Origin of the sequence: Bifidobacterium eulemuris (assembly GCF_014898155.1) — a bacterium.
Taxonomy (GTDB): Bacteria; Actinomycetota; Actinomycetes; order Actinomycetales; family Bifidobacteriaceae; genus Bifidobacterium; species Bifidobacterium eulemuris.
Genome location: NZ_CP062938.1, coordinates 1,333,080 through 1,355,814, shown reverse-complemented (window position 1 = coordinate 1,355,814; position 22,735 = coordinate 1,333,080). Strand labels below are relative to the sequence as shown.

Below are 22,735 nucleotides of genomic sequence, written 5' to 3'. Positions count from 1 at the left end.
ACGATTACGCGCTCACTTATTAATGACGAACCTCGGAAGTTTTCGACCAACTCCAACCCTAAAGATCATTTTTACTGCACGGAAAACAAAAAAGACGAGAGTGGCAACGTCATAAAGGTTCCGGTTGAGTGCACGGGCGTGCCGGACTATGGCTATGCGAATTTCTGGACGGGAAACAGTACGCGTGAGAATCTCGATGACCCTCCGTATATCAATGGCGAGTCAGACAAGCAGGGGCAGAACGCTGATAGCTGGAAATATGAGAGAGGCGGCCCTCGCAAAGGTATCGTTTCGAGCACACTCAATGATGAGGGCTATCCTAATCTGACCGGTATCGCCAACAACAAGACAAGTGAAACAACGGGCATCGATGATTACGTGATGTTCCGCGACAAGGCCGAGAAGAATTGGTTGTCTGGCGAGGTGAGCTCTTCAACGGAGTCGTTGCAGTATCTGTTTGATACATCGAGGACCACGACGGATGAGGATGGAATGAAGGCCTACGGGAATGTGGGTAACTTGTTGCAGGTTGATAGTCAAGGCTATTACTACTACGACAGCAAGAAGAACTTCGCGTCCTACAACGAAGAGACCAACAAGTTCGATTTGTACACGGAAGGTGCCATCACCAGTGGCGGCACCGGCGTGATGAGCGGTACCCAGTTCTTCCCCTTCAATACCGCCAGTCAAGTATTCGATATCGATGAAAATGGGGAATTGGTCCAAAAAACGAATCTCGCCTTGTCCAATAGCTCTACATGGAACCATCATTTCGGTTTGACGATGTCCACGCGGTTCATTCAGCCGACCGGTGGCACAGTGGGCGGCAATAACATGACCTACGAGTTCGCCGGCGACGATGACGTATGGATTTACATCGACGGCGTGCTGGTAGCCGACCTAGGTGGTATCCATGATCCTGTTGGCGTCACGATCGATTTCAAAACCGGAACGATCACTTACGGCAATGCCTTGAACAAAGACGGTTCATTCAAGGAGGGGCGGAAGACGGTCGAATTCCTTGATGAGGCGTTTGGAGTCGGTTCTTCCACGGATGATTGGCAAGAAGTGGGAGGTAGCAGTAGCCATTACACGTTCGCCGATGGCACATACCATACGCTTAAGGTCTTTTATCTGGAACGTGGTGCGCAAGACTCCAATCTAGCATTGAAATTCAATCTGGTCACGGTTCCACAGAGCAAAATCACCAAGGTCGATCAGTCCGGCAACGCCATCTCTGGCGTGGGATTTGAGCTATATGGTGTCGATGCCAATAATGAACGTCATGAAGTCGCCTCTGGCGAAACGGATTCCAATGGCGAGCTGTTGTTGATGGATCCAAATAAACCGAATAGACCACTCTCATTTGATGGGATATATCAAGATACCAGCTATACGAACTACGTGTTGAAGGAAATAAAAATTCCGGACGGCTATCGTGCCGTGGGAGAGATGCAGCTGAACTATCATCCTCCCGAGGAAGGTAGTCAATTCGGCGGTTATATCACTTCCGAAACAGCGGACTACAACATCTGGAAAACCGGTGCCTATGCGAATGCGGGTGTTTTGGTGACTGCGCCGGATGTCATATACAAGATAGGCAATAGCTCCACAGAAGCCGGTGGTAAAATCGATTCTTCCGCCATCGCCCAAGGCACTTTGTTTGCGGTGGTCCTCAAGTACACTGGAGACGGCGTAGATGGACTGACTCAGTCCGATAACTGGAGTGTGATATCAGGTACTGCCTTAGATGGTTATCAGACCACTCCAATTAAAGGCATAGGGGACGTGGCCAACGCAGCGAAAAATGGTGCCGCGTATAAGTTCACTGTGTCTTCGATGGGCGCGTATCAGGCCAATATTACTGAATTGCCCGGCGATATCAAAAAATACTACAGCCTGCTTGCCGATAGTGAGCGGGGCAATACTGAGTACACCGTCGCCTACTACTTCACTAGCGCAAAACAGCTTGAGGATGCCGATGCAACGAACACCTCGCGTTTGTACATCGAGAGCAAAAAGGATGGCGAAAAGTGGGTCAGACAGTTCTCTCTGAACTTGAATGTGCCAAACGTCAAAAACCGCTTGTTCGTACAGAAGACCGACGAGAACTGGGATCCTCTCACCAATCTCGGTGAGAGCCTAACTGCCACATTCAATCTGTACAAAGAGGATGACGTCGAAAACCCCTATTCGGATAATCCTACAATTAAGGCTGGCGCTCAGCCCTATGACACCGCGACTACAACCTCGGATTTGAGAGTCAGTGACTTGAATGGCGCTGATTCTTCCAAGGTGCTTTTGCATAGTGCCGCGGTGTTCCCCTCCACCTCCAGCGGCATACTGGAGAATGGTACATACTATTTGCAAGAGTCCACTGATCTAGACGACTCATATAAGTGGACTAAGAGACTCGTCAAAGTCATTGTGACCAATCAAGGTGTGTATGCAGATGCTCGCGACGAAAATGATGAGTTTCGTGTGAGAAAAGGTGTGGGTTCACTGATTCGGACCTTGGTGGAATATGCGGCTCCTAATCAAATTGATCGCACGCTGACTGACATCACGGCCACGCTGCAGACATTGCCGAGCTCGGAGACGCCGTCTGATAGTACGGACTGGACGAAGTCGGAAACTAGTCAGGATCTTCGTCTTAATTTGACTTATGATGCTGAACCTGGGCACGCGGTGCTTCAGTATAGACCGATTGGCGAATCGGTGACAGGTGATCTCGATTTCAAGTCCGTCACATTGGAGAATGATATAGGTTGGTCGAATCTCATGATTCGGCAGCTTTATCAAAATGACGATCTCGGTGTGAGTGGCGCAAACAAGCAAGACCTGAACGATACGGTACTGGATAACTTGTTCTCTGGGACCACAACTGTGATGGTGAAAAATGAACCGAAACCCGACCGAAATACGGCCACTTCATTGGACGTAAAGAAGATTGTATCCGGCGAATCTGGCTGGGAGGAAGGTGAGTTTGTCTTTGAGATTACGGCTACGGGTGTGACGGCGACATCTAGTGATAATAAAACCTATGATTTCTCCGACAGAGTTCTGTTGTTGCCTGAAGGGGACAATGTGTCCTGTGATCGCAGCAAACGCACTTGTCGGGTCACTGTGACCAAACCGGAAACAGGAAACTCGAACATTGCGTCATTCGGTGAATTCAAGTTTTCATACGGTGCGTTCAAGATTAACAATGCGTGGTATAACCAGATGGACTTCACATATACGATACGTGAGATTCATCCGGCCGATGAAGACTCAATCAAGGGTATGACCTATTCGCAGGCGGAATATACCTATACAGTGCGCGCTGAACGTTACCAGAAGAATGGGTGGCACGTAAGTGCTACTCCATCGTTAGTTCGTACCGTGAATGACGCGGGCGTAGCTGTGAACGAACCAGTTGATCCCGAGACCCGGACGGACGGGGATCAGGAAATCTCCGTGCACGTTGCTGCATTCACGAACTCTTTTGAGCAGGCGTCCTTGTCTTTGCCGTTTACGGGCGGGACTACTGGACGCCAGTGGCTGCTGTGGGGTCTTGCCTTGGTCGGCGCTTCGGTGCTGGTGTGGTTGGCCTATCGCGCGTGGTGCCGCCGCAACAGTTGGTCGAATCTCACCGTGTGAGGCGTTCGGCCTCTGGCTAGCGAAGACGAATAACTGAATACAGAGTTTGAAGATTTGCGGCGGTAAAGGTGCGCGGATGTGTTGTTTTCCCGCGTTCTGGAGTTTGCCGATGGTGTTGTGTGGGCTCCCACCGCTGTTTATAAGAAGAAAAATATAGGAAGAGAGGGTTCTCATGAAGATGAGAAAACTATTCGCCGGCATCGCCGCCGCAGCAACGATGCTCGCCGGTCTAACGATCGGCGCAACCACCGCCAATGCGGCGGATCCCTGCACGGTGACGTTGCCGACCGCATCCACGATCACGATTAATGCGGAAAATGCGGCTCAGCTGACATCGCATACCTTCAAGTATGCGAAAATCGGCGATTACACCGCCGACAATGGTGTCGCCGGTGTGAAAACCACTACTGGTGTCGCCGCTGCATCGATTAAGAGCGCCTTGATCGCCGCAGGCGTCGAAGAGGGCACTCTGCCGACTTCCGGTGATCTACTGTCGTGGGCCGTTCAGGAAGGCGATCTGCTTGACCAGACCGGCACAAAGGATACGTGGGGTTTGGGATCCTCCCGTGCCTTCGCCGATTCGCTGAAAAAAAGTCTAACCCTGAGCGACGTTCTTTCCGATAACATCACTATTAGTGATAAGACCGCCAAACTCACAATGACCTCCCCAGGCTTGTATCTGATTGTGGACAACGCAGCGGTTACAAATGGCAGCACCAGCTCTTCGAAGAGTCTCGCAATGCTTGTAGGTACCGAGTGGCTCGCGGCCCAGTCCTGCACCGCCAACGACCTGTCCACCGGCACAATCAACATGAAGAACTCCGTGGACACGATCAACAAGACAATCGCCGACGAAACCGTCGCGGTGAACAAGGATGCGTCGTACACGCTTACGACCAAGATTCCTACTTACGCGGGCGGCTTGGCACGCACGTTCCAGTTCAAGGTAGGCGATCAGTTCGACTCCCAGTATGCTCCGAGCATGATCTCCTATAAGAGTGGCTCCGTTGTGGTCAAGGTGAATAACGCAGAGCTTGCTGGCACTGACTACACGCTGACCTACTACGATGCGAATGGTGATCCGACGACGGACCTCGACAACGCTGCTGTGAAGTTTGACATCGATTTGTCCTCGTATGTGCGGAAGAACGGCTATGACCAGACCAAAGACACAGCCAACGACGGCAAATTCAACGTCTTCACGCTGCAGGGTGCCGAAGTGGTCGTCACCTATCTGGCTACCGTGCACGCCCAGCTGCCGTTGGATGGTGTGAAGAACAGCCCGTATATCCAGATTCCGAATGATCCGTACGACAACAGCACGCTCACCACGATCCCCGGCCCGGGCAAGAAGGTATTCAACTTCCCGCTGGTGTTGAAGAAGACCGACAAGACCACTGGCGGTACGCTTGACGGTGCCGAGTTCGCCCTCAAGGACTCCGACGGTACCACCGTCGCCACCGCGACCTCCAAGAATGGCGGTTTGGTGACGTTCGAAGGTCTGGACGCTGACGAGAGCGGTACCACCTACACGGTCGAGGAGACCAAGGCCCCTACGGACCATATCCTCAATCCGTTGGACAAGGATCTCGAGGTCATCATCACGCCGACCTTTGACGGCGTGAACGAGGCTCGGGAAGTCACTCAGGTCGTGTATGAGCTGACCGACAATATGGGAGGGCTTGCCTCGCTGACCAGCAGCACGATCACCGAATATCCGGGCCAGTCCCCGGTTGTGAACATTACCGTAGCCAACGTCAAGAACCTGACCGAGCTGCCGTTGACCGGCGGTGCCGGAGTCGCCTTGTTCTCCGTGATCGGACTGCTGCTGGTGGGCGCTGCCGCCACGGTGTACGTCAAGATGCGCGGCACCAAGAAGGCTCTGCGCGCCTGACGGACGATTCGGATTCGACGACATGTGCGGGATGGGTGGTGCGCATTCATCCCGCGCGTGCGTAGGCGGCAAACAGAAAGGATGTGTCATGTCTCGCAACCGCCGCATGTTCACCCCGGAAGAAATGGCATACCTCAGTGTGCTACCGGTGGTGAGCCATGTCACCAGCACCCGTATCAGCTACACCCACGATTTCAAAGTCGACTGCCTGCGCGCCTATCTGTCCGGGGAATCGCCGTCGGCCATCTTCCGCCAGGTCGGTCTCGATCCGTCGCTGGTGGGGCCCAAACGCATCGAACGATGTCTTGCGCGCTGGAAGCGGTCGCCGGACCTCATCGACGAGGCGCAACTGAGAATCAACAGCAACACGAGCCCGACGTACTCAAGCATCGTCGAGAACGTGTCGCCGTACGATGTCACTCGAGTCGCCCTGCCGAATTCGGGCGGCAAAAAAGTCGATCTGCGAGACCTGATCATCTATCAGCAGTCGTTGCACATCCATGAGTTGGAGCAGGAGCTCTCCCGGTTGCGTCTTGTCCGCGAGCCGATGGCATGACTTTTGAAGAGGCCCTGGATATCACCGATATCGTAGCGCGGCGGCGGCGACTGCGACGGCAGGTGGCGGCGATGCGCGCCATCATCGCCGCGCTGTTGGCCGCGGCCGTCGTGGTGACAGGATATCCGCTCGTATTGCAGTGGAGTTCGGCCCGCGCGTCGGCCACCACGTCGGCGCGGGCCTCCCAGCAGGTGGAGGGCTGGCCGTACCCCCAAGCCGAGGAGACGCTGGCCGCGGCGCGCGACTACAACGCGCGTCTGGTGGAGCGTGGCCAGTCGGTATTGGGGGAGGCGGGCGACCCTTTCAGCTCGCAGACCGGTGGGTCGGCGGCTTCCGGCGAGGATGATTCCGCGGCCTCCCGAGATGAGGACTACCAGTCGCAGCTGGATGCCGGCGATGGGGTGATGGGGACGATTCGCATTCCGAAGGTTTCCATCGAGCTGCCGATCTACCACGGCACCAGCGAAAGCGTGTTGGCCCGTGGTGCGGGGCATTTGTATGGCACGTCGCTGCCTGTGGGCGGCGAGTCGACGCATAGTGTGGTCACCGGGCATCGTGGCTTGGTGGAGGCGTTGATGTTCACGCGTATCGATGAGCTGGTGGTGGGAGATTTCTTCTATGTCGAGGTGATGGGGGAGACGCTCGGCTATGAGGTGGATCGCGTCAGTGTGATCGAGCCGGATGACGATTCGCTGCTGACCATCGTTCCGGGGGAGGATCGGGTGACGTTGATGACGTGCACGCCGTATGGTGTGAACACGCACCGGCTGTTGGTTTCCGGCCATCGGGTGAGCATTCCGGATCCCGCGCCCGACCCGACCGATCTGTATGACGCGCGCACCATCGCCTTGTGGATCGCCGTGGCCGTGCTCGCCGTCGGATGGACCGCCATTCGCATCGCGGGGTACGCGCGCCGATCCAAGCGCAATGCCATCGGCGCATGCTGGCATCTGGCCGATTGACATGGCCGCGAATGGGCCTTTCGAATGGCCTTTCGTGGGCCTTTTGGTTCGGAATCGGTTGGTGGCGTTGAACGATGTGGTTGACGCGCTCGCCTGCCATCTGCCGTCGGCAATACTGAAATTCCGAAAAGTGTCGTTTTGAGTGGTGTTGAAATTTCGAAAAGTGTCAAAAACAGGGTGATCAAAATTCTGACTTTTGTTATATCTTAATAGGAAGGCAATGTTTTCGGGAAAGAAGGCGGTATGCTGCGACGTAAAGCTATGGAGCGTTTCCGCTTCTGGAAAGAGCACAAAACCAAACAGGCGTTGTTGGTGACAGGCGCTCGGCAGGTCGGCAAATCCACATTGATTCGTGCCTTTGCTGAGGAATCTTACGACCATGTGGTGATGTTCGATCTTGTGGAGAACATGCGTGCGCGGGATTCCTTCGCACAGGCGCAAAGCGCGCAAGATCTTGAACTACGCATGTCGGTGATGTCGGATGTCGATATGATTCCCGGGAATACGGTAGTCATTGTTGACGAGGTGCAGGAGTGCCCTCAAATCGTCACATTCATCAAATATCTGGTGGATAAAGGCGACTATGACTTCATCCTCTCGGGTTCGATGCTCGGTGTCGCTTTGGATAACATTCGTTCCATCCCCGTGGGATATCTCACGGAAGTGCGCATGTTTTCGCTGGACTTTGAGGAGTTCTGTTGGGCCAACGGCGTGCCCGCGACGGCATTCGACATGTTGCGACAATGTGTATCTCAATGTGAACCCATACCTGACTATCTGCATAATCGATTCACCGACGTGTTCAAACGATATCTGCTCGTGGGTGGCATGCCTGATGCCGTGAACGCGTTCCTTGGTTCCAACGATATCGGTCAGGTGCGGGTGATCCAGAACGACCTGCGTCGCTATTATCGCGAAGACATCAGCAAATACGCGCCGAAAGATCGCCGTCTGGTGATTCAGAATATTTATGATCTGGTGCCGAGTGAGCTATTGCATTCCAGCCGACGGTTTCATTTGAGGTCTATCGAAGGTGTGAAGCGATTCACGCAAGTGCAGGACGAGTTCCTCTGGCTCACCAATGCCGGAGTGGCGCTAGCCCAATACAATATCGCAGAACTGGCGCCCCCATTCCTGTTATCGGAGAATCGCAACAAAATCAAACTGTTTTATTCCGACGTGGGACTTTTGACTGGCGCCTATTCCAAGGAGTTGAGCCGAGACATTCTTGATGACCAGCCAAGTGTGAATCTCGGCAGCACCTATGAGAACTTCGTTGTGCAGGAACTTGCGGCGCACGGGTTCCAAACGCATTACTATCAGTCGAAAGCCATAGGTGAAATCGATGCGGCGATTGAACGGGCGGACGGTACCGTTACGGTATTCGAAGTGAAATCCGGCAAAGGCTACAGAAGCCATGCCGCGTTGGACAATGCGCTCGCCTCCTCGAACTGCCAGGTTGACGAGGCATACGTGCTGTATAACGGCAACATCGAAATTGCGGAGAGCGTCACGTACCTACCTGTCTACTCCGCAGGGCTCTTCTCTGCGGAGTAGATACGTCACATCGGATATCCCGTCGGCAAACAGCAGCGGCATGAATCGGCACCGATTCTCTTATCGGAGAGGTTTTAGGGCTATCTGCGTTAGCGGTAGTGGATTTCGGAGGTTGCGGAGGTCCATCTGCGTTAGCGGTAGTGGGGTATCTGCGTTATTCCCACCGTAGAATGGCCAAATACCGTGTCCCTTGGCGATGTTTCAAATGAAAGGGCACTACCGCTAACGCAGATGGACCTCCGCACGGGCCGAAATCCACTACCGCTAACGCAGATAGGCCGTCCGGAACCGTTGCATGCCTTGCGGAAGACCGCCAAGACACACCATCGGTAGGCGGCGGAACACCAAAACAAGAAGTGGGGCTCCGCGAAGGAGCCCCACTGTAGATGATCAACGCCGCGCTCAGGCCTTGGGCTTCTTGGCCGGCGGCTCGCCCAGTTCGCTGGATTCGATGGCGACCAGCGCTTCGGCGGCGGAACCGGCGGCATCCGCATCGGTGGTCGCGGCGGCGTCGGCGGCGGCCGCCTCTTCGGCGTGCTTCTCCACCAGATCGAACCTGCCGATGACGCGGCCGGCCTGCGCGATATCGCCCATCGAGGACTTGATCGCATCCACACCCTCGCGGGCGGCGGACAGCGCCACGGAGAGGATCGGGGTCTTCATGGAGACCTTCGCCTCGGACTTGATCTTACGCAGCTGCTCCACGGCCCTGCCCGCCCACGCGAGCACTTCGGGGGAGACGCCGGTGGCGGCCTGCGCGTACGGTTCGGCGGTCGGCCAGGCGGCGCGGTGCACGGAGCCCTCGCCCTCATGCATCCAGCTCCACACCTCTTCGGAGGCGTACGGCAGGTACGGGGCGAGCAGACGCGCGAAGGCGTCCAGTCCCAGCCCCAGCGCGGTGCGCGCGGACTTCACGGCCGTCTCGGAGGGCGCGTTGCCCTGCTCGTCGGCGGTGCCGTAGGCGCGGTTCTTCACCAGTTCGATGTAATCGTCGCAGAACTGCCAGAAGAAGCTTTCGATCACCTCAAGCGCCTTGGAATGCTCATAGGCGTTCAGCGCTTCGGTGGCCTGCGTGACCACCAGCGCCAGCTTGGCCATCGCGGCGCGGTCCAGCGGCTCGGTCACATCGGCCGGATTCCACGAGGCCACGGCCGCCTCGCCCACATGATGGTTCTCGTCCTCGCGGCCGATCGCCAGCGCGAACTTGGTGGCGTTGAGCAGCTTGATCGCCAAACGGCGGCCGATCTTCATCTGGCCCTCGTCGTAGGTGGCGTCGAGGCCGAGGCGCGCGTTGGCGGACCAGTAGCGCACGGCATCCGCGCCGAACTTCTCGATCGGCTCGTTCGGCACCACGACGTTGCCCTTGGACTTCGACATCTTCTTATGGTCGGGGTCCAGGATCCAGCCCGACAGCGCGGCGTGCGCCCACGGCAGGCAGCCGTTCTCCAGATGCGCGCGGTCCACGGTCGAGAACAGCCAGGTGCGGATGATGTCCTGCCCTTGCGGACGCAGATCCATCGGGAAGGTGGCGTTGAACAGCGCCCGCGACTCCTCATCCGGCTCGGCCCAATGGGTCACGATCTGCGGGGTGAGCGAGGAGGTGGCCCACGTGTCCATGATGTCGTTCTCGGCGGTGAAGCCGCCGGGCACGTCGCGCTGGTCGGCGGTGTAGCCGGCCGGCACGTCGATGGTCGGGTCGATGGGCAGCAGATCCTCGGCAGGGACGATCGGGTTCGCGTAATCCGGCTCGCCCGCCTCGTCCAGCGGATACCACAGCGGGAACGGCACGCCGAAGAAGCGCTGGCGCGAGATCAGCCAGTCGCCGTTGAGGCCGTTCACCCAGTTCTCGTAGCGCACGCGCATGAAGTCGGGGTGGAACTCCAGCTCCTTGCCGCGCTCGATCAGCTCGGCGTTCAGGGCCTTGTCGGTGCCGCCGTTCTTCAGATACCACTGGCGCGAGGTGACGATCTCGAGCGGCTTGTCGCCCTTCTCGTAGAAGTTCGTCATACGCTTGGTGGGCGTCGGCTCGCCGTCCAGATCGCCGGATTCGCGCAGCTTGTCGACGATGAGCTTACGCGCGGAGAACGTGGTCTTGCCGGCGGTTTCGGCGAACACGGCGCGTCCGGCCTCGTCGTCGATCCATTCCGGGGTGTCCATCACGATGCGGCCGTTGCGCTGGATGATGGAGCGGGTGGGCAGTTTGAGCTCGCGCCACCACTGCACGTCGGTCACGTCGCCGAAGGTGCAGCACATGGCGATGCCGGCGCCCTTGTCCATTTCGGCGGCCGGATGCGCGAGGATCGGCACTTTCACATGGAACAGCGGCGAGTAGACCTCCTGGCCGAAGTACGGCTTGTAGCGCTCGTCGTCCGGATGGGCGATCAGCGAGGTGCAGGCCGCGAGCAGTTCGGGACGGGTGGTTTCGATGTAGATCGGCGTGCCGTCCTCGAAACGGAAGGCCACCTTGTGGTAGAAGCCGGGGTATTCGCGGCTTTCGAGCTCGGCCTGGGCCACGGCGGTCTGGAAGGTCACGTCCCACAGGCCCGGAGCGTCCTGCTGGTAGGCCTCGCCGCGCGCGAGATTGCGCAGGAACGCCTTCTGGGCCACGCGGCGCGGATGCTCGCCGATGGTGTGGTAGGTCTGCGACCAGTCGACCGACAGGCCCAGACGGCGCCACAGCGCTTCGAACAGCTTCTCGTCCTGCGCGGTGAGCTTCTCGCACAGTTCGATGAAGTTCTGGCGGCTCACCGGCACCTGGTCCTTGGCGTCGATCTTCTTGCCGTCCGTGCCCTCGAACGGCGGCTTGAAATCGGGATCGTAGGGCATGGAGGTGTCCACGCGCACGCCGTAGTAGTTCTGCACGCGGCGTTCGGTGGGCAGGCCGTTGTCGTCCCAACCCATCGGGTAGAACACGTCATAGCCCTGCATGCGCTTGAAACGGGCGATCACGTCCGTGTGCGTGTAGCTGAACACATGGCCCACATGCAGCGAACCGGAGACGGTGGGCGGCGGGGTGTCGATCGAATAGACGGCCTTGCGGTCGCGGGTGTTGCGGAACTGGTAGGTGCCGTCCTCGTCCCAGACGGCGCGCCACTTATCCTCAAGCCCGTCCACGCCGACCTTGTCGGGCAGGGGGGTGAGGTGCGCGTTGATAGTAGTGCCTTCAGTCATAGGCTTGAGTTTATGCGCGTTGCATGACATAGGCGCGCGGCCGGGGCCGTGCCGTCGCCGCGCTATTGCTTCGTCACCGAGGCGAGCGGCAGACGCTGGTCGACCATGGCGGTCGGATAGCCGGAGACCGTGGATTTCGCGACCACCGTGCACTGGCGCGCGTACAGCCATCCGCTGGCCGCATCCTCGCCGAGCACGCGGGCGTAGGCCCGCATCCGTTCCTGGAAATCGGCGTCGTTCGTGGCGGCCATCGCCTGCGCGTATGCCTGCTGCGCGTCATCGTCCTCGTAAAAGTAGGGGGATTGCGAGCTGGAGAACCCGCGCGCGTTGTCGCCTCCGGCGGTTTCGATGATGACCATGTCGTAGTCGTCGGCGGCGATGCGGTCGCTCACCTCGCCGTCGGCCAGCACCTCCAGCCGCACGTCGAATCCGCCCGCCTGCAGCTGTTGGACGATGGTGTCCGCCAGCTCCTGATAGTCGTGCGACGCCACCAGATGGACCGTGCCCAGGTATCCGTAGGCGAAATACGAGAGCATGGATTGCGTTTGCGTCGGATCGTAGGGGTAGAGTCCGGTCAGATCCTCATAGCCGGGCTCCAGAGGGGTGAGCGGGCCTCCCAAGGCCTGGGCCGCGTCGGGCTGCGATTCGACGATGGCGTCGAGGTCGAGCGCGTGACGGGCGGCCTTGCGCACCTGCTCGTCCGAGGTGATCGCGTCGGGGCCGTTGTTGAACGCCAGCACCACCGACGAGGTGCTGGCCCCCGTGGCGATGGTGATGGTGGGATCCGAGCTCACCGAGTCGGCGGCGGAGGCTTCGGACGGAATCGCAAGCTCGATGGTGTCGTTCTGCAGCGCGGTGAGCATCGAGGCGTCGTCATCGTAATAGGTGAGCGTCACCGAAGCCGGTATGGAGGCGTCCCCCCAATAGTCGTCGTTGCGTTCGAGCGTGATGGATTCGCCTTCGCGGAAACGGCCGACGGTGAACGGTCCGGAGCCGACCGCCTCATCCGCGTAGTCGATGGACGCCTGCTCGTCGAACACTACACCCAGTCTGCCGGACAGCACGCGCGGCAGCGTGGGATTGGGCGAGGACAGGGTGATGACGACGGTGGAGGAGTCGGGGGCTTCGACCGAGGCGAGCGAACCCAGCTGGTCCACGTCGCTGGCACCGCTGTCGACCGCCTGCCGCAGCGAATAGACGACGTCCGAGGCGTCCAGCGTGTGGCCGTTCGAGAATTCCACACCGGAACGGATGTCGAAAGTGTAGGTCAGGCCGTCATCCGAGACGGTCCAGTCGCTGGCCAGTCCGGCTTGCAGCTCGTTGTTCTGGTCGCGCGTCACCAGCGTCTCGTACACGTTGCCGATCAACGCGCGTCCGGCCGCCTCTGCCGTGTCGGAGTCCTCGTCGAACAGGTCCAGCGAGGTCGGTGCGTCGCGCAGCCCCACGGAAATCGACGTGTCCGAGCGGATGGATCCGCCGCCCGCGTAATGATGGGTGACCAGCGACCAGCCGATCCACAGCAGCGCGAACAATCCGACGGCGACGCCTACGAAAATCCCCCAACGTGTCAACGCGTTGTCTCGTTGTGTATGCATGGGATCCCAGTCTAGCCATGGCCATCGTCGGAGCCCCCCCGCGCGGTGCGTGCTGCGTCTGGCTGCATGGTATCCGTCTGACTGCTGCCGTCCGTCATCCGTCCGTCATCCGCCAGTCATTCACGCGTCTCAGGGCGCGCTGGGACAGGTGTCGTTCAGCGGACAGTCGGCGCAGTCGGGGCGGCGCGCGTGGCAGGTGGCGCGGCCGAACAGAATCAGCCTATGGCTCAGGTCCGTCCACTCGGACGGGTCGAAGCAGGCGGTGATCTCCCGCTCGACCTTCACCGGATCGGGGTGCGCCTGCCGCCAGTCGGCGCGCCAGCGCAGGCGGCCGGTCACCCGCAGCACATGCGTGTCCACGGGAAAGCCGGGCACGCCGAACGCGTTGCCCAGCACGACATTCGCGGTTTTACGGCCCACGCCCGGCAGACTGGTCAGCTCCTCCATCGTGCGCGGCACCTCTCCGCCGAAACGCTCATCCAACGCGGCGGCCAATCCCAGCAGATGCTTGGTTTTCGCGCGGTAGAAACCCAACGGGTGGATGATGTCCTCCACCTCCTGCGGATTCGCGGCGGCCAGCGCGGCGGCGGTGGGGTAGGCGGCGAACAGGGCCGGAGTGACGGTGTTGACGCGTTTGTCGGTGGTCTGCGCACTGAGCACCGTGGCGATAAGCAGCTGCAACGGAGTGCGGAAATCCAACGCGCAGCGCGGCTCGGGAATCACCTCGCACAGCACGGCGTACTCCTCGTGCATGCGGGCGCGTCGGGCGGCGGCGCTTTCGCGGCCGACGGGACGCGCGGTGTGACTGGTACGGTGGGCGGATGCCTGCGTGCGGGTCGAAGACGGCATGACGGCGTCCGTATCGGTTTGGGTGTTGGGATGCGCGGATGCTGCCTCACCCTGCCGGGATTCCCTGGTATCCATGCCCACCTCGCCGTCGTTCATGATGGTTGCGGTATGGCCGCATCGGCGACGCGGCCGCCGCCGCTACTTGCTGTGCGCGGCCGCCGCCTTCGCGGCGTCGTCCTCCTGCTCGTCCTCGGGCGGGTCGAAACGGTAGCCCACATTGCGCACGGTGCCGATAAGATGCTCGTATTCGCCGCCGAGTTTGGCGCGCAGCCGGCGGATATGCACGTCGACCGTGCGGGTGCCGCCGTAATAGTCGTAGCCCCACACCTCCTGCAGCAGTTGGGCGCGCGTGAACACGCGGCCGGGATGCTGCACCAGGTATTTGAGCAGTTCGAATTCCTTATAGGCCAGATCGATGGGCCGGCCGTGCAGCGAGGCGGTGTATCCGTTGGTGTCCACGATCAGATCGCCGGAACGCAGCTGACCGTCCTCGACGGTCGTGTTGGGTTCTCCGATTCCGCCCGCCATCGCGCCGGCGGGCGCGTTGCCCCGCTCCGACACCAACCGCAAACGCCCCTCGACCTCGGCCGGGGAGGCGGTGGACACCACCACGTCGGCGATGCCCCACTGGGAGTTGACCACGGTGAAGCCGCCCTCGGTCAGCACTAGCACAATCGGCGTGGACAGGCCGGAGGCGTGGATCAGGCGGCACAGGGTTTTGGCGGTGGCCAGATCGTCGCGCGCATCCAGAAACAGAATCGTGCTCTCCGGCATTTTGATCAGGCTGTCCGCGTCCATGGGCAGCACGCGCACGCGGTGGGAGAGCAGCGCCAACGACGGCAGTACGGTGGCGGGATCGCTGGCGAACGTCATCAGCGTCAGATCCGTCACGATGACTCCCTCCACTTGTTGTGCTCGTTCCATGCCGTCGCGCCTGCGGGAATCTCGTGTGACATGGCCGCGGGCACGGGTTTAAGCCGTCTTGCGCGGCTGTTCACATTGTACGCGCCCGTCATGGACACTATCGCGCCCCGTCCGTTCACACGTCGTTAACGTGCGCGACATGGTGGAAGCGGGTGAAATCCGTTATTTCCCCGCTTCGTCGGTGCGGTTTTCCCAAGGCGGGTCGTAGGATGGTGACGAGAATGTTTCGGCAGGCAGGAGGCAAAAATGACCCGCACCCCCGAGGAGAGCACGCGCGGCAAGGTCGCACCCATGCTGCTGGTGCAGGCCGCCGCATACCTATTGCTGGTGCTGGCCGCCGTGGTGTCGGTCGCGGCCGGTTGGGCTGACGGCGCGGCATCGGGCGTGTGGGGCCAAGTGCCGAGCCTTGTCGCCATCGCCGTGGTGTTGGCGTCGTTCACCGTGTGCTGGCCGTTGCGTGCCACATTCGCCGACCGTGTGGCCTCCGTGGTGTTCGCGGCGGCGTCCGTGGTATTCGCCGTCACGCCTTTGGTGTGGACGGTGGGCTTGCTGGAGCGCTCGCCGAAATTCGCGCAATGCGACGCGTGGGCGTTGGGTGCGGGCGGACTGCTGGTGCTGCTGGTGGTCTTCGCCTTCGGCCGGCAGATGGCGCGTGAGGAGCGCTCGCATCTGATCCGCTCGCTTTCGCATTCCGTGACCTCAGGCACCGCGGCCATATCGGTGGGCGGATGGGCCTTCCTGCCCACGCTGCTGGCCGCCGTTCCCGAAAGTACGGAGGCGGTCGTCGCGCTTGTGGTGATCGTGGCGTTCGCCATCGCGCTCGCCGTCGCCTCCGTGTATTGGCTGCGCGAGGCGGATCCCGATCCTGCCGCCCGCCATCCGTGGGTCGGCATCGGCATGCTGCCGGTGATGCTGATGGGCGTGACCGTCGCGCTCGCCACGCTGGTGCTGATGCGGCTGTAGTTCTACGGCGGTTCCCCGGGTTCACCGGGGTCACCGGGGTCACCGGGTGGCTACAGGGCGAGTATGCCCATATGCTCCAGCAGTACTTTGAAGCCGATCGCGATCAGCACGACGCCGCCGGCGATCTGCGCGGGCTTCTGCCAGCGGGCGCCGAACAAGCGGCCGATGCACAATCCGCCGGCTGAGAACAGGCCGGTGGTCACGCCGATGAGGGCGACGGACAGCCAGATGTTCACCTCCATGAAGGCGAAACTCACCCCCACGGCGAAGGCGTCGATCGAGGTGGCCACGGCCAACGGCAGCATATGACGCCAGTCGAAATCGGGGGTCTCACCTTCGTTTTCCTCATCCTCACCGAAGGCCTCGCGCACCATATTGCCGCCGATCAGCAGCAGCAGCGCGAAGATGATCCAATGATCGAAGGCCTCCACATACGAACTGAACGTGGAGGCGGCGAAAAAGCCCAGAATCGGAAACAGCGCCTGGAATCCGCCGAACCACAGCGCGGTTTTCAGCGCGTCTTGGGCGCGGAGCCTGCGCACGGTCAGGCCTTTGCCGACGGCGACGGCGAATGCGTCCATGGAAACGGAAATAGCGATAATCAGTGTCTGTAACATGTCGGTTCAAGGGTTCATCCCGACGAGAAGCTCCCCTCGGGATGGGCCTCGACGGGTGCCCTTAACCACCCGCCTACGCCTCGGGGAGCGTCGACATTCAAACTGCCGGGTTGCACGGCTTTGAATCCAGTTGAATGCTGTTCGAGCAGCCAACGCGAATAACGGTTGACCATTATATGCGAACGCCGCCCCGCAAACAACAGGGTGGCGTTCATTCGAGAGACTGTCCTAGAAGGATCTCGTCACTTGCCTTCGTTGGCGAGTCGCTCCTTGGCGGCGACGATCTCCTTCTCCGCCGCCGCAGCGTTGGTCCAGTAGTCGCCGGGCATGACTTCCTTGCCGGGCTCCAGAGCCTTGTACTGCTCGAAGAAGTGCTTGATCTCGGCCTTGTGGAACTCGGAGACGTCGTCGATGTCCTTGATGTTATCGAAACGCACGTCGGCGGGCACGCACAGCACCTTGTCGTCTCCGCCGGCCTCGTCGACCATGTGGTACAGGCCCACGGCGCGGCATTCCACGATGCAGCCCGGGAACACGGAGTTCGGCAGCATGATCAGGGCGTCCAGCGGATCGCCGTCCTCGCCCAGGGTGCCGTCGATGTAGCCGTAGTCGTCCGGATATCCCATCGAGGTGAACAGCGTGCGGTCCAGGAACACGCGGCCGGTCTCATGGTCCACTTCGTACTTGTTCTTGGAACCGCGCGGAATCTCCACCACGACGTTGAAGGTTTCTGCCATGTTTTCTCCTTGAAGGTCGACAGTTGCGTTGTCGAACACCACAATACCGCGTTTGCGAGGGGTCGGTGCCACGGCGCGGCACCGTTCCTCCATCTCGCGGCGGTTCGCTCTTTTGATTTTAAAAGCAAAAGAGAAGCAAATGGCAGGCAAAAGAACTTTTCGTTGGAATCAAGCCGTTTTGAAGGGATTATGCCGGACGAAAACGCTTGCGAGGCAAAAGAAAACATCCCGTGAGGCAAATGGCGGTCAAAAGAAAACGTGGGTCATGGCGGAGGGCAATGTTAGGCCCAACTGGGCAGGTATCGTACATATCGCTTGCCCGCTTCAGGAGCGGCCGGCCAATGCGGTGATGAGGGCGATAAGATCCTCTGGCATGATTCCTCCTCGACGATGATGTCATCATAGGTTCTTTTGATTTTAAAAGCAAAAGAGAAGCAAATGGCGGGCAAAAGAACTTTTCGTTGGAATTAAGCCGTTTTGCGAGGCTTGCGGGCTTGAAAACCGCTTGCGAGGCAAAAGAAAACATCCCGTGAGGCAAATGGCGGTCAAAAGAAACCAAGGCGCTGATGTAGTCGTTCGGGGCGATGCCGTTGGTGGTGGCGCCCGAGTGTCCAAACGCCAGTGGGGCGTGCGGATTTCCATATCCGCGCGCCCCACTGCATGGACGATGCCTGATGAGGGTGCTCTCGAGCGCGCCGAGAGCACCAACCGGTCAGTTATGCACGACGTGGAAGATGTGCGCCACGTCGGCCCACGGGGCCAGCGAGACGAAGTTGTCCCAGCTCCACGCGAAGTCGCGTCCGGTCAGCTCGTCGCGCATATGCGCGCCCCACTGCGGATCGACCTCGAACTCGGGCATCTCGAAATGCACCATGGCCTGATGCGCGTTGTGGCCGTCGAGGTTGACCACCACGACCAGCGTCTCCGGCTTGCCGGTCGAGGTGAGCGCGGCGGGCGTGTGACGGGCGAAGGCGAGGATGTTCGGATCGCTCGTCTCCAGCAGCCGCACGTTGTGATAGCCGAACGCCTCCGCATGCTCGCGGCGGATGCGGTTAAGCGAGCCGAGCAGCGCGCCGATGCCGAAATCGTCGGCGCGGTTCCAATCGCGGATCTTGACCTCGTACTTCTCGTTGTCGATCTGCTCCTCGAAGCCGGGGCGCTGGCGGTTCTCGATCAGCTCGTAACCGTTGTAGATGCCCCAGCTGGGCGAGCCCATCGCGGCGAGCACCGCGCGCACCGCGTGGCCGGCGATGCCGTTGTCGCGCACGTAGGCGGTGAGGATGTCAGGCGTGGTGGGCCAGAAGGTGTTGTGCTGGTAGTAGCCGGCGTCGCCGTTGGTGGTGAGCAGGTACTCCTCCAGCTCCTCCTTGGTGTTGCGCCACGGGAAGTAGCAGTGCGACTGGGTGAATCCCACATAGCTCAGCGCGCGCATCATGCCCGGGCGGGTGAACGCCTCGGCCAGGAACAGCACCTCGGGGTGTTTCTTGGTGACGGCGGCGATCACGTCCTGCCAGAAGCGCACCGGCTTGGTGTGGGGGTTGTCGATGCGGAAGATCGTCACGCCCGCCTCGATCCACAGGTTGAGGATGCGTTCGACCTCCTTCTCGATGCCGGGCATGTCGGCGTTGAAATCGATCGGGTAGATGTCCTGATACTTCTTCGGCGGGTTCTCCGCGAAGGCGATGGTGCCGTCCGCCTTGTGCTTGAACCATTCCGGATGCTGCTTGACCCACGGATGGTCGGGGGAGCACTGCAGCGCGAAGTCGAGCGCGATCTCCAGTCCCAGCTCGTGGGCGCGGGCGGTGAGCGCCTTGAAATCGTCCATATCGCCCAGCAGCGGATCGACCGTGTCATGGCCGCCCAGCTCGGAGCCGATGCCGAAGGGCGAGCCCGGATCGTCGGGGCCGGCGACCAGCGCGTTGTTGCGGCCCTTGCGGTTGGTCACGCCGATGGGGAAGATCGGCGGCAGATAGACGATATCGAATCCCTGCGCGGCCGCGCGTTCCAGGCCAGTCACCGAGGTTTTCAGCGTGCCCTGCACGATCTTGCCGGTTTCGGCATCCCAGTAGGCACCCTCCGAACGCGGGAAGAACTGGTACCATGCGGCGAAGCTCGACTTCGGACGCTCCACCTTGAACCGCTGCGGGCGTGAAGGGGAGACGCCGTCGCGCAGCGGATTCGTGGCGTGCAGCTCGGCGATGTCGGCGTTGTCGGCGGCGGCCAGACGCTGTTCAGGAGCGAGCGAGGCGTCGGCGATGACGGCGGCGGCCTGCGTGAGCGTCTTGCGGTCGCGGGCGGCCAGTTTGGCGTCGGCGCTTGCGGCCCAGCGTTCCAGCAGCGCGGCGCCGGCGGCGAGCGCGTTCTCCACGTCGTCGCCCACCTGCACCTTGATGCGTGCGTCATGCAGCCAGGAGACGTAGGCGTCCTCCCAACCTTCGATCACGACGGTCCACTCGCCCAGCTGGCGCTTGACGGCGGCGTATTCCTTCTCCCACGGCTTGGCGTCGCTGTGCTCGCCGCACATGAGGGAGACGGTCCAACGATCCAGACCGGCGTTGACGCAGGTCATGGGCGCGCGCAGGGTCTCCTTGCCGCGCGGGTTGCGCACCACCGCGGTGGCGCCCACTTTGGTGCGGCCTTCGATGAACACCTGGGCGGTGACCTCGAAGGGTTCGCCGAGCTCCACGCGGGCGGGGTAGATGCCCTGCTCCTCGTTGGGGGTGATGTCCATCACGTTGACGCGGCCGAACTCGTACGGCTCGTTGATCGCGATGGACGGGGCCGGGGCATCGCCTGCGATGCTCCGGGCAGGGGCGGCGACGCGGGATGCCGCGGCACGCTTCGCCGTGGTCGTGGTCTTGCGGGCGGCCGGCTTCTTTGCCGTCTTGCCCGCTTTCGACGCGGTGGATTTCTTTGTTTCGTTATTGCGCGGTGCCGCGCTCTCTTCTACTGCCATAAGGCCCTATTGTACGAGGGCTTCGTGGCGCAACGCCGATGTGCCCACTAGGCGGGACGGTGGATAACTTGGCGCGCGACCTGCCGAAAACCCCGGAATGTGGATAACTTCGCCGCGCAGTTATCCACAACTCGCCGACGGGTATGGGGCTGGAACCACATAGGCCGAAAACCATGAGGTCCGCGGCGCGATTATGCGATGCTCATGCCAATCGCGTGATGAGGCGCGAACCGTTGGCTTATTCGAACTTATTGAGGAAGGACGGCACGATGACAACCGTATGGCAACGAAGGGCGGCGAGCGTGCTATCGGCGCTTGTGGGACTGGCGATGATCGTCGGCGCGGCACCGGCGGCGTGGGCGGCCGATATGCTCAATCGCGCGCCGGAAGACACCTACTATCTCATCGATGTCGCCGAGGGGCAGCGCGCGGTGGGCGTCGCGGCCGTGGACGACGCGGGCAACAAATTCTACTGCATACAGGCCGGCATCCTCGCCGACTATGTGGTGGGGCCGACGACGCCGGTGGAGGACAGCGCCACGGCGCGCAGACTCGCCTGGCTGCTCGACCGATACCGCGACGCCGACACGCAGACGCATGCGGCGCTCAGCATCATCACGCAGAACAACTTCGGCACGATGCCGGATGATTGGCGGCGGCATCTGGCGGCCGCGAAGGCGCAGTTTCCCGGGGCGGTGGCCAGAGCCGAAGCGTTGTGGGCCGAATCCGCCGCCCATACGCCGGCCTCGATGCGGGTCGAGCGTACCGACGCCGTGGCGTTGCGCTCCGGCAAGGTGAAGGTGCGCGTCGCCAACGCGGCCGGACAGGCCATCGCGGGAGTGCCGTACACCGTGACGTTGGAGGGGCCGGCCCGCTTCCTAGGCGGCGGCAGAACCATGAAAGGGACCTCCGCCGCACGCGACGTCACCTATGCGTGGCAGGCCACGGGAGAAGGTCCCGTGTCGGTGCGCACCTCCTATGAGCGCCACACGCTCACCCACATGGACAGCAAGCAGGACTTCATCACCTACGGTTCGGCCGGCGAGACGCGCGGCGAGGCGGTGACGTTCACGGTGCGCAAGGATTTCACGCCCGCGTTGTCCACGGTCACATCGCGCAAAGTGGTGGACGTCGGCGAGGAGGTGGTCGACCGGGTGACCTCCGCGGTCAGCGGGGAGAACAGCGTATGGGTTCCCGGACTGGAGCTGCGGGCGCGGGGCTATTATTTCGCGGGCCTGTCGGGCGCGTATCTCGGCGTGCGCTTCGAGCCCAAGGCGGGCGAGGGCACGGCGGCGTTCCTCTCCCGTTTGGCTGAGAACGGTCTGAAGCCCGTGGCGTACGGCACCGCCGTGTTCACCGATTCCGGCCAGATCGTCGAGGCGCGGGCCGTCACCGAACCGGGAGGGAAAGAGCCGTATCTGACCGATGGGTCGGGCGGTTTCGGCACGTGGGTGTGGGCGTTCGAGCGTGGGGACCAAAGTCTGGAGGCCCAGGAGTACGTGCTCAAGGATTGGACCAGCGCCTTCGGGGACGCTTCGGAGACGAACGCCAACCGCGTCAAAGTCGCCGTCGACTCCACCGTGACCGAACATTCGGCGGACGTGGGCGCGGCGTTGAGCGACATCATCACCGTCAGCGGCTTTCCCGACGACCATGGCATGTTCGCCGGCAACGAGGAGTTCGGACTGGGCGCGGACCGCCAATACGCGCGGGTGAGCGTGTGGTGGTCGGGCGATATGGACGATCCGTCGAAGGACGACGACTACCGCCCATCCTCGAAGGAGCCTCCCGCCGAGGACGAGCATCACCGGCTGATCGGCACATGGGAGTACCGGGCCGTCAACGGCACGTTCAAAGTCGGCGCGGGCGCGCCGGACGCCCACGGCGAGCCGGTGCATATCACCGCGGAAAGCCACGGCTGGTACGTGTTCGTCTGGAGTTTCGACGGCGACGACCGGGTGATGCCCGCCTCCAGCCGCTATGACGACGCCTGGGAGACGGTTCGGGTCGGCGAGCCATGGGTGCCGGAGGAGCCGCAGGAGCCTGAGGAGCCGGAGACGCCTGAGGAACCTGAAACGCCCGAAGAACCACAGGAGCCGGAAACGCCCGAGACGCCCGAAGAGCCTGAGGAACGACTGCCCATCACCGGCATGGGCGAGACGCTCGCCGTCGCCGTCTGTGTGACGGCCGCCGCGGCCGCGGTGGGGATGGCGATGTTCGCCATCATCAAACGACGCAGCCTGTAGCGCGGCTCGTATGGGATGGCGTGCCCGTCCGCTCGCGCCCGCGATCGGCGCTTCGCCACAAGGGGC

At 61.1% G+C, this 22,735-nt stretch carries 14 protein-coding genes; 7 read left to right on the top strand and 7 right to left on the bottom strand.

What is annotated here, in order from left to right:
* The first annotated feature begins 138 nt into the window (after positions 1 to 138).
* The 5 genes from BE0216_RS06045 (at position 139) to BE0216_RS06025 (ending at position 8,611) form a co-directional block, all read left to right on the top strand.
* Entirely contained in the window at positions 139 to 3,642 is a 3,504-nt protein-coding gene (locus BE0216_RS06045; RefSeq protein WP_094637420.1) for a SpaA isopeptide-forming pilin-related protein, read from the top strand.
* A gap of 172 nt (positions 3,643 to 3,814) precedes the next feature.
* Positions 3,815 to 5,536 (top strand): SpaA isopeptide-forming pilin-related protein, encoded by a 1,722-nt coding sequence (locus tag BE0216_RS06040; RefSeq protein ID WP_094637419.1) that lies wholly within the window; start codon positions 3,815 to 3,817, stop codon positions 5,534 to 5,536.
* Positions 5,537 to 5,624: 88 nt separating this feature from the next.
* A complete protein-coding gene (locus tag BE0216_RS06035) occupies positions 5,625 to 6,092 on the top strand; it encodes an HTH domain-containing protein (RefSeq protein ID WP_094637418.1) in 468 nt (155 codons plus the stop codon).
* Positions 6,089 to 7,054 (top strand): class C sortase, encoded by a 966-nt coding sequence (locus BE0216_RS06030; RefSeq protein ID WP_094637417.1) that lies wholly within the window; start codon positions 6,089 to 6,091, stop codon positions 7,052 to 7,054. The genes BE0216_RS06035 and BE0216_RS06030 overlap by 4 nt, the downstream gene beginning before the upstream one ends.
* A 243-nt stretch (positions 7,055 to 7,297) precedes the next feature.
* Positions 7,298 to 8,611, top strand: coding sequence for an ATP-binding protein (locus BE0216_RS06025; RefSeq protein WP_094637416.1), 1,314 nt, complete (start codon positions 7,298 to 7,300; stop codon positions 8,609 to 8,611).
* Positions 8,612 to 9,013: 402 nt separating this feature from the next.
* Here BE0216_RS06025 and valS read toward each other — a convergent pair whose 3' ends face one another.
* From valS to BE0216_RS06005, 4 genes are all read right to left on the bottom strand, one after another.
* Positions 9,014 to 11,782, bottom strand: a complete 2,769-nt coding sequence (gene valS, locus BE0216_RS06020) for a valine--tRNA ligase (protein ID WP_094637415.1) — start codon at positions 11,780 to 11,782, stop codon at positions 9,014 to 9,016.
* Positions 11,783 to 11,844: 62 nt separating this feature from the next.
* Positions 11,845 to 13,377 (bottom strand): ABC transporter substrate-binding protein, encoded by a 1,533-nt coding sequence (locus BE0216_RS06015; RefSeq protein WP_094637414.1) that lies wholly within the window; start codon positions 13,375 to 13,377, stop codon positions 11,845 to 11,847.
* A 129-nt stretch (positions 13,378 to 13,506) separates the two neighbouring features.
* Entirely contained in the window at positions 13,507 to 14,130 is a 624-nt protein-coding gene (gene nth, locus BE0216_RS06010) for an endonuclease III (protein WP_094637436.1), read from the bottom strand.
* 234 nt (positions 14,131 to 14,364) lie between these two features.
* The gene (locus tag BE0216_RS06005) at positions 14,365 to 15,099 is read right to left on the bottom strand and encodes a winged helix-turn-helix transcriptional regulator (RefSeq protein WP_169714291.1); all 735 of its coding nucleotides are present in this window, start codon (positions 15,097 to 15,099) and stop codon (positions 14,365 to 14,367) included.
* 297 nt (positions 15,100 to 15,396) lie between these two features.
* Here BE0216_RS06005 and BE0216_RS06000 point away from each other — a divergent pair, with 297 nt between their 5' ends.
* Positions 15,397 to 16,113: a hypothetical protein gene (locus BE0216_RS06000; protein ID WP_094637413.1), complete on the top strand. Its 717-nt coding sequence runs from the start codon at positions 15,397 to 15,399 to the stop codon at positions 16,111 to 16,113.
* Positions 16,114 to 16,163: 50 nt separating this feature from the next.
* Here the strand turns inward: BE0216_RS06000 and BE0216_RS05995 are convergent, their stop codons facing one another.
* The 3 genes from BE0216_RS05995 to BE0216_RS05985 form a co-directional block, all read right to left on the bottom strand.
* Positions 16,164 to 16,730 (bottom strand): manganese efflux pump MntP, encoded by a 567-nt coding sequence (locus BE0216_RS05995; protein ID WP_094637412.1) that lies wholly within the window; start codon positions 16,728 to 16,730, stop codon positions 16,164 to 16,166.
* Between the two features lie 242 nt (positions 16,731 to 16,972).
* Entirely contained in the window at positions 16,973 to 17,467 is a 495-nt protein-coding gene (locus BE0216_RS05990; RefSeq protein ID WP_094637411.1) for an inorganic diphosphatase, read from the bottom strand.
* A 712-nt stretch (positions 17,468 to 18,179) separates the two neighbouring features.
* Positions 18,180 to 20,423, bottom strand: coding sequence for an alpha-1,4-glucan--maltose-1-phosphate maltosyltransferase (locus BE0216_RS05985; protein WP_094637410.1), 2,244 nt, complete (start codon positions 20,421 to 20,423; stop codon positions 18,180 to 18,182).
* Positions 20,424 to 20,692: 269 nt separating this feature from the next.
* Here BE0216_RS05985 and BE0216_RS05980 point away from each other — a divergent pair, with 269 nt between their 5' ends.
* Positions 20,693 to 22,669 carry a cell surface protein gene (locus BE0216_RS05980; protein ID WP_143249330.1) on the top strand — a complete coding sequence of 659 codons (1,977 nt, stop codon included), beginning with the start codon at positions 20,693 to 20,695 and terminating at the stop codon, positions 22,667 to 22,669.
* Positions 22,670 to 22,735: the final 66 nt, after the last annotated feature.

Excerpts from the sequence above, each read along its gene's own strand:
- BE0216_RS06040 (WP_094637419.1), top strand. The coding sequence starts at position 3,815 with ATGAAGATGAGAAAACTATTCGCCGGCATCGCCGCCGCAGCAACGATG.
- BE0216_RS06035 (WP_094637418.1), top strand. The coding sequence starts at position 5,625 with ATGTCTCGCAACCGCCGCATGTTCACCCCGGAAGAAATGGCATACCTC.
- BE0216_RS06030 (WP_094637417.1), top strand. The coding sequence starts at position 6,089 with ATGACTTTTGAAGAGGCCCTGGATATCACCGATATCGTAGCGCGGCGG.
- BE0216_RS06025 (WP_094637416.1), top strand. The coding sequence starts at position 7,298 with ATGCTGCGACGTAAAGCTATGGAGCGTTTCCGCTTCTGGAAAGAGCAC.
- valS (WP_094637415.1), bottom strand. The coding sequence starts at position 11,782 with ATGACTGAAGGCACTACTATCAACGCGCACCTCACCCCCCTGCCCGAC.
- BE0216_RS06015 (WP_094637414.1), bottom strand. The coding sequence starts at position 13,377 with ATGCATACACAACGAGACAACGCGTTGACACGTTGGGGGATTTTCGTA.
- nth (WP_094637436.1), bottom strand. The coding sequence starts at position 14,130 with ATGCACGAGGAGTACGCCGTGCTGTGCGAGGTGATTCCCGAGCCGCGC.
- BE0216_RS06005 (WP_169714291.1), bottom strand. The coding sequence starts at position 15,099 with ATGACGTTCGCCAGCGATCCCGCCACCGTACTGCCGTCGTTGGCGCTG.
- BE0216_RS06000 (WP_094637413.1), top strand. The coding sequence starts at position 15,397 with ATGACCCGCACCCCCGAGGAGAGCACGCGCGGCAAGGTCGCACCCATG.
- BE0216_RS05995 (WP_094637412.1), bottom strand. The coding sequence starts at position 16,730 with ATGTTACAGACACTGATTATCGCTATTTCCGTTTCCATGGACGCATTC.
- BE0216_RS05990 (WP_094637411.1), bottom strand. The coding sequence starts at position 17,467 with ATGGCAGAAACCTTCAACGTCGTGGTGGAGATTCCGCGCGGTTCCAAG.
- BE0216_RS05985 (WP_094637410.1), bottom strand. The coding sequence starts at position 20,423 with ATGGCAGTAGAAGAGAGCGCGGCACCGCGCAATAACGAAACAAAGAAA.
- BE0216_RS05980 (WP_143249330.1), top strand. The coding sequence starts at position 20,693 with ATGACAACCGTATGGCAACGAAGGGCGGCGAGCGTGCTATCGGCGCTT.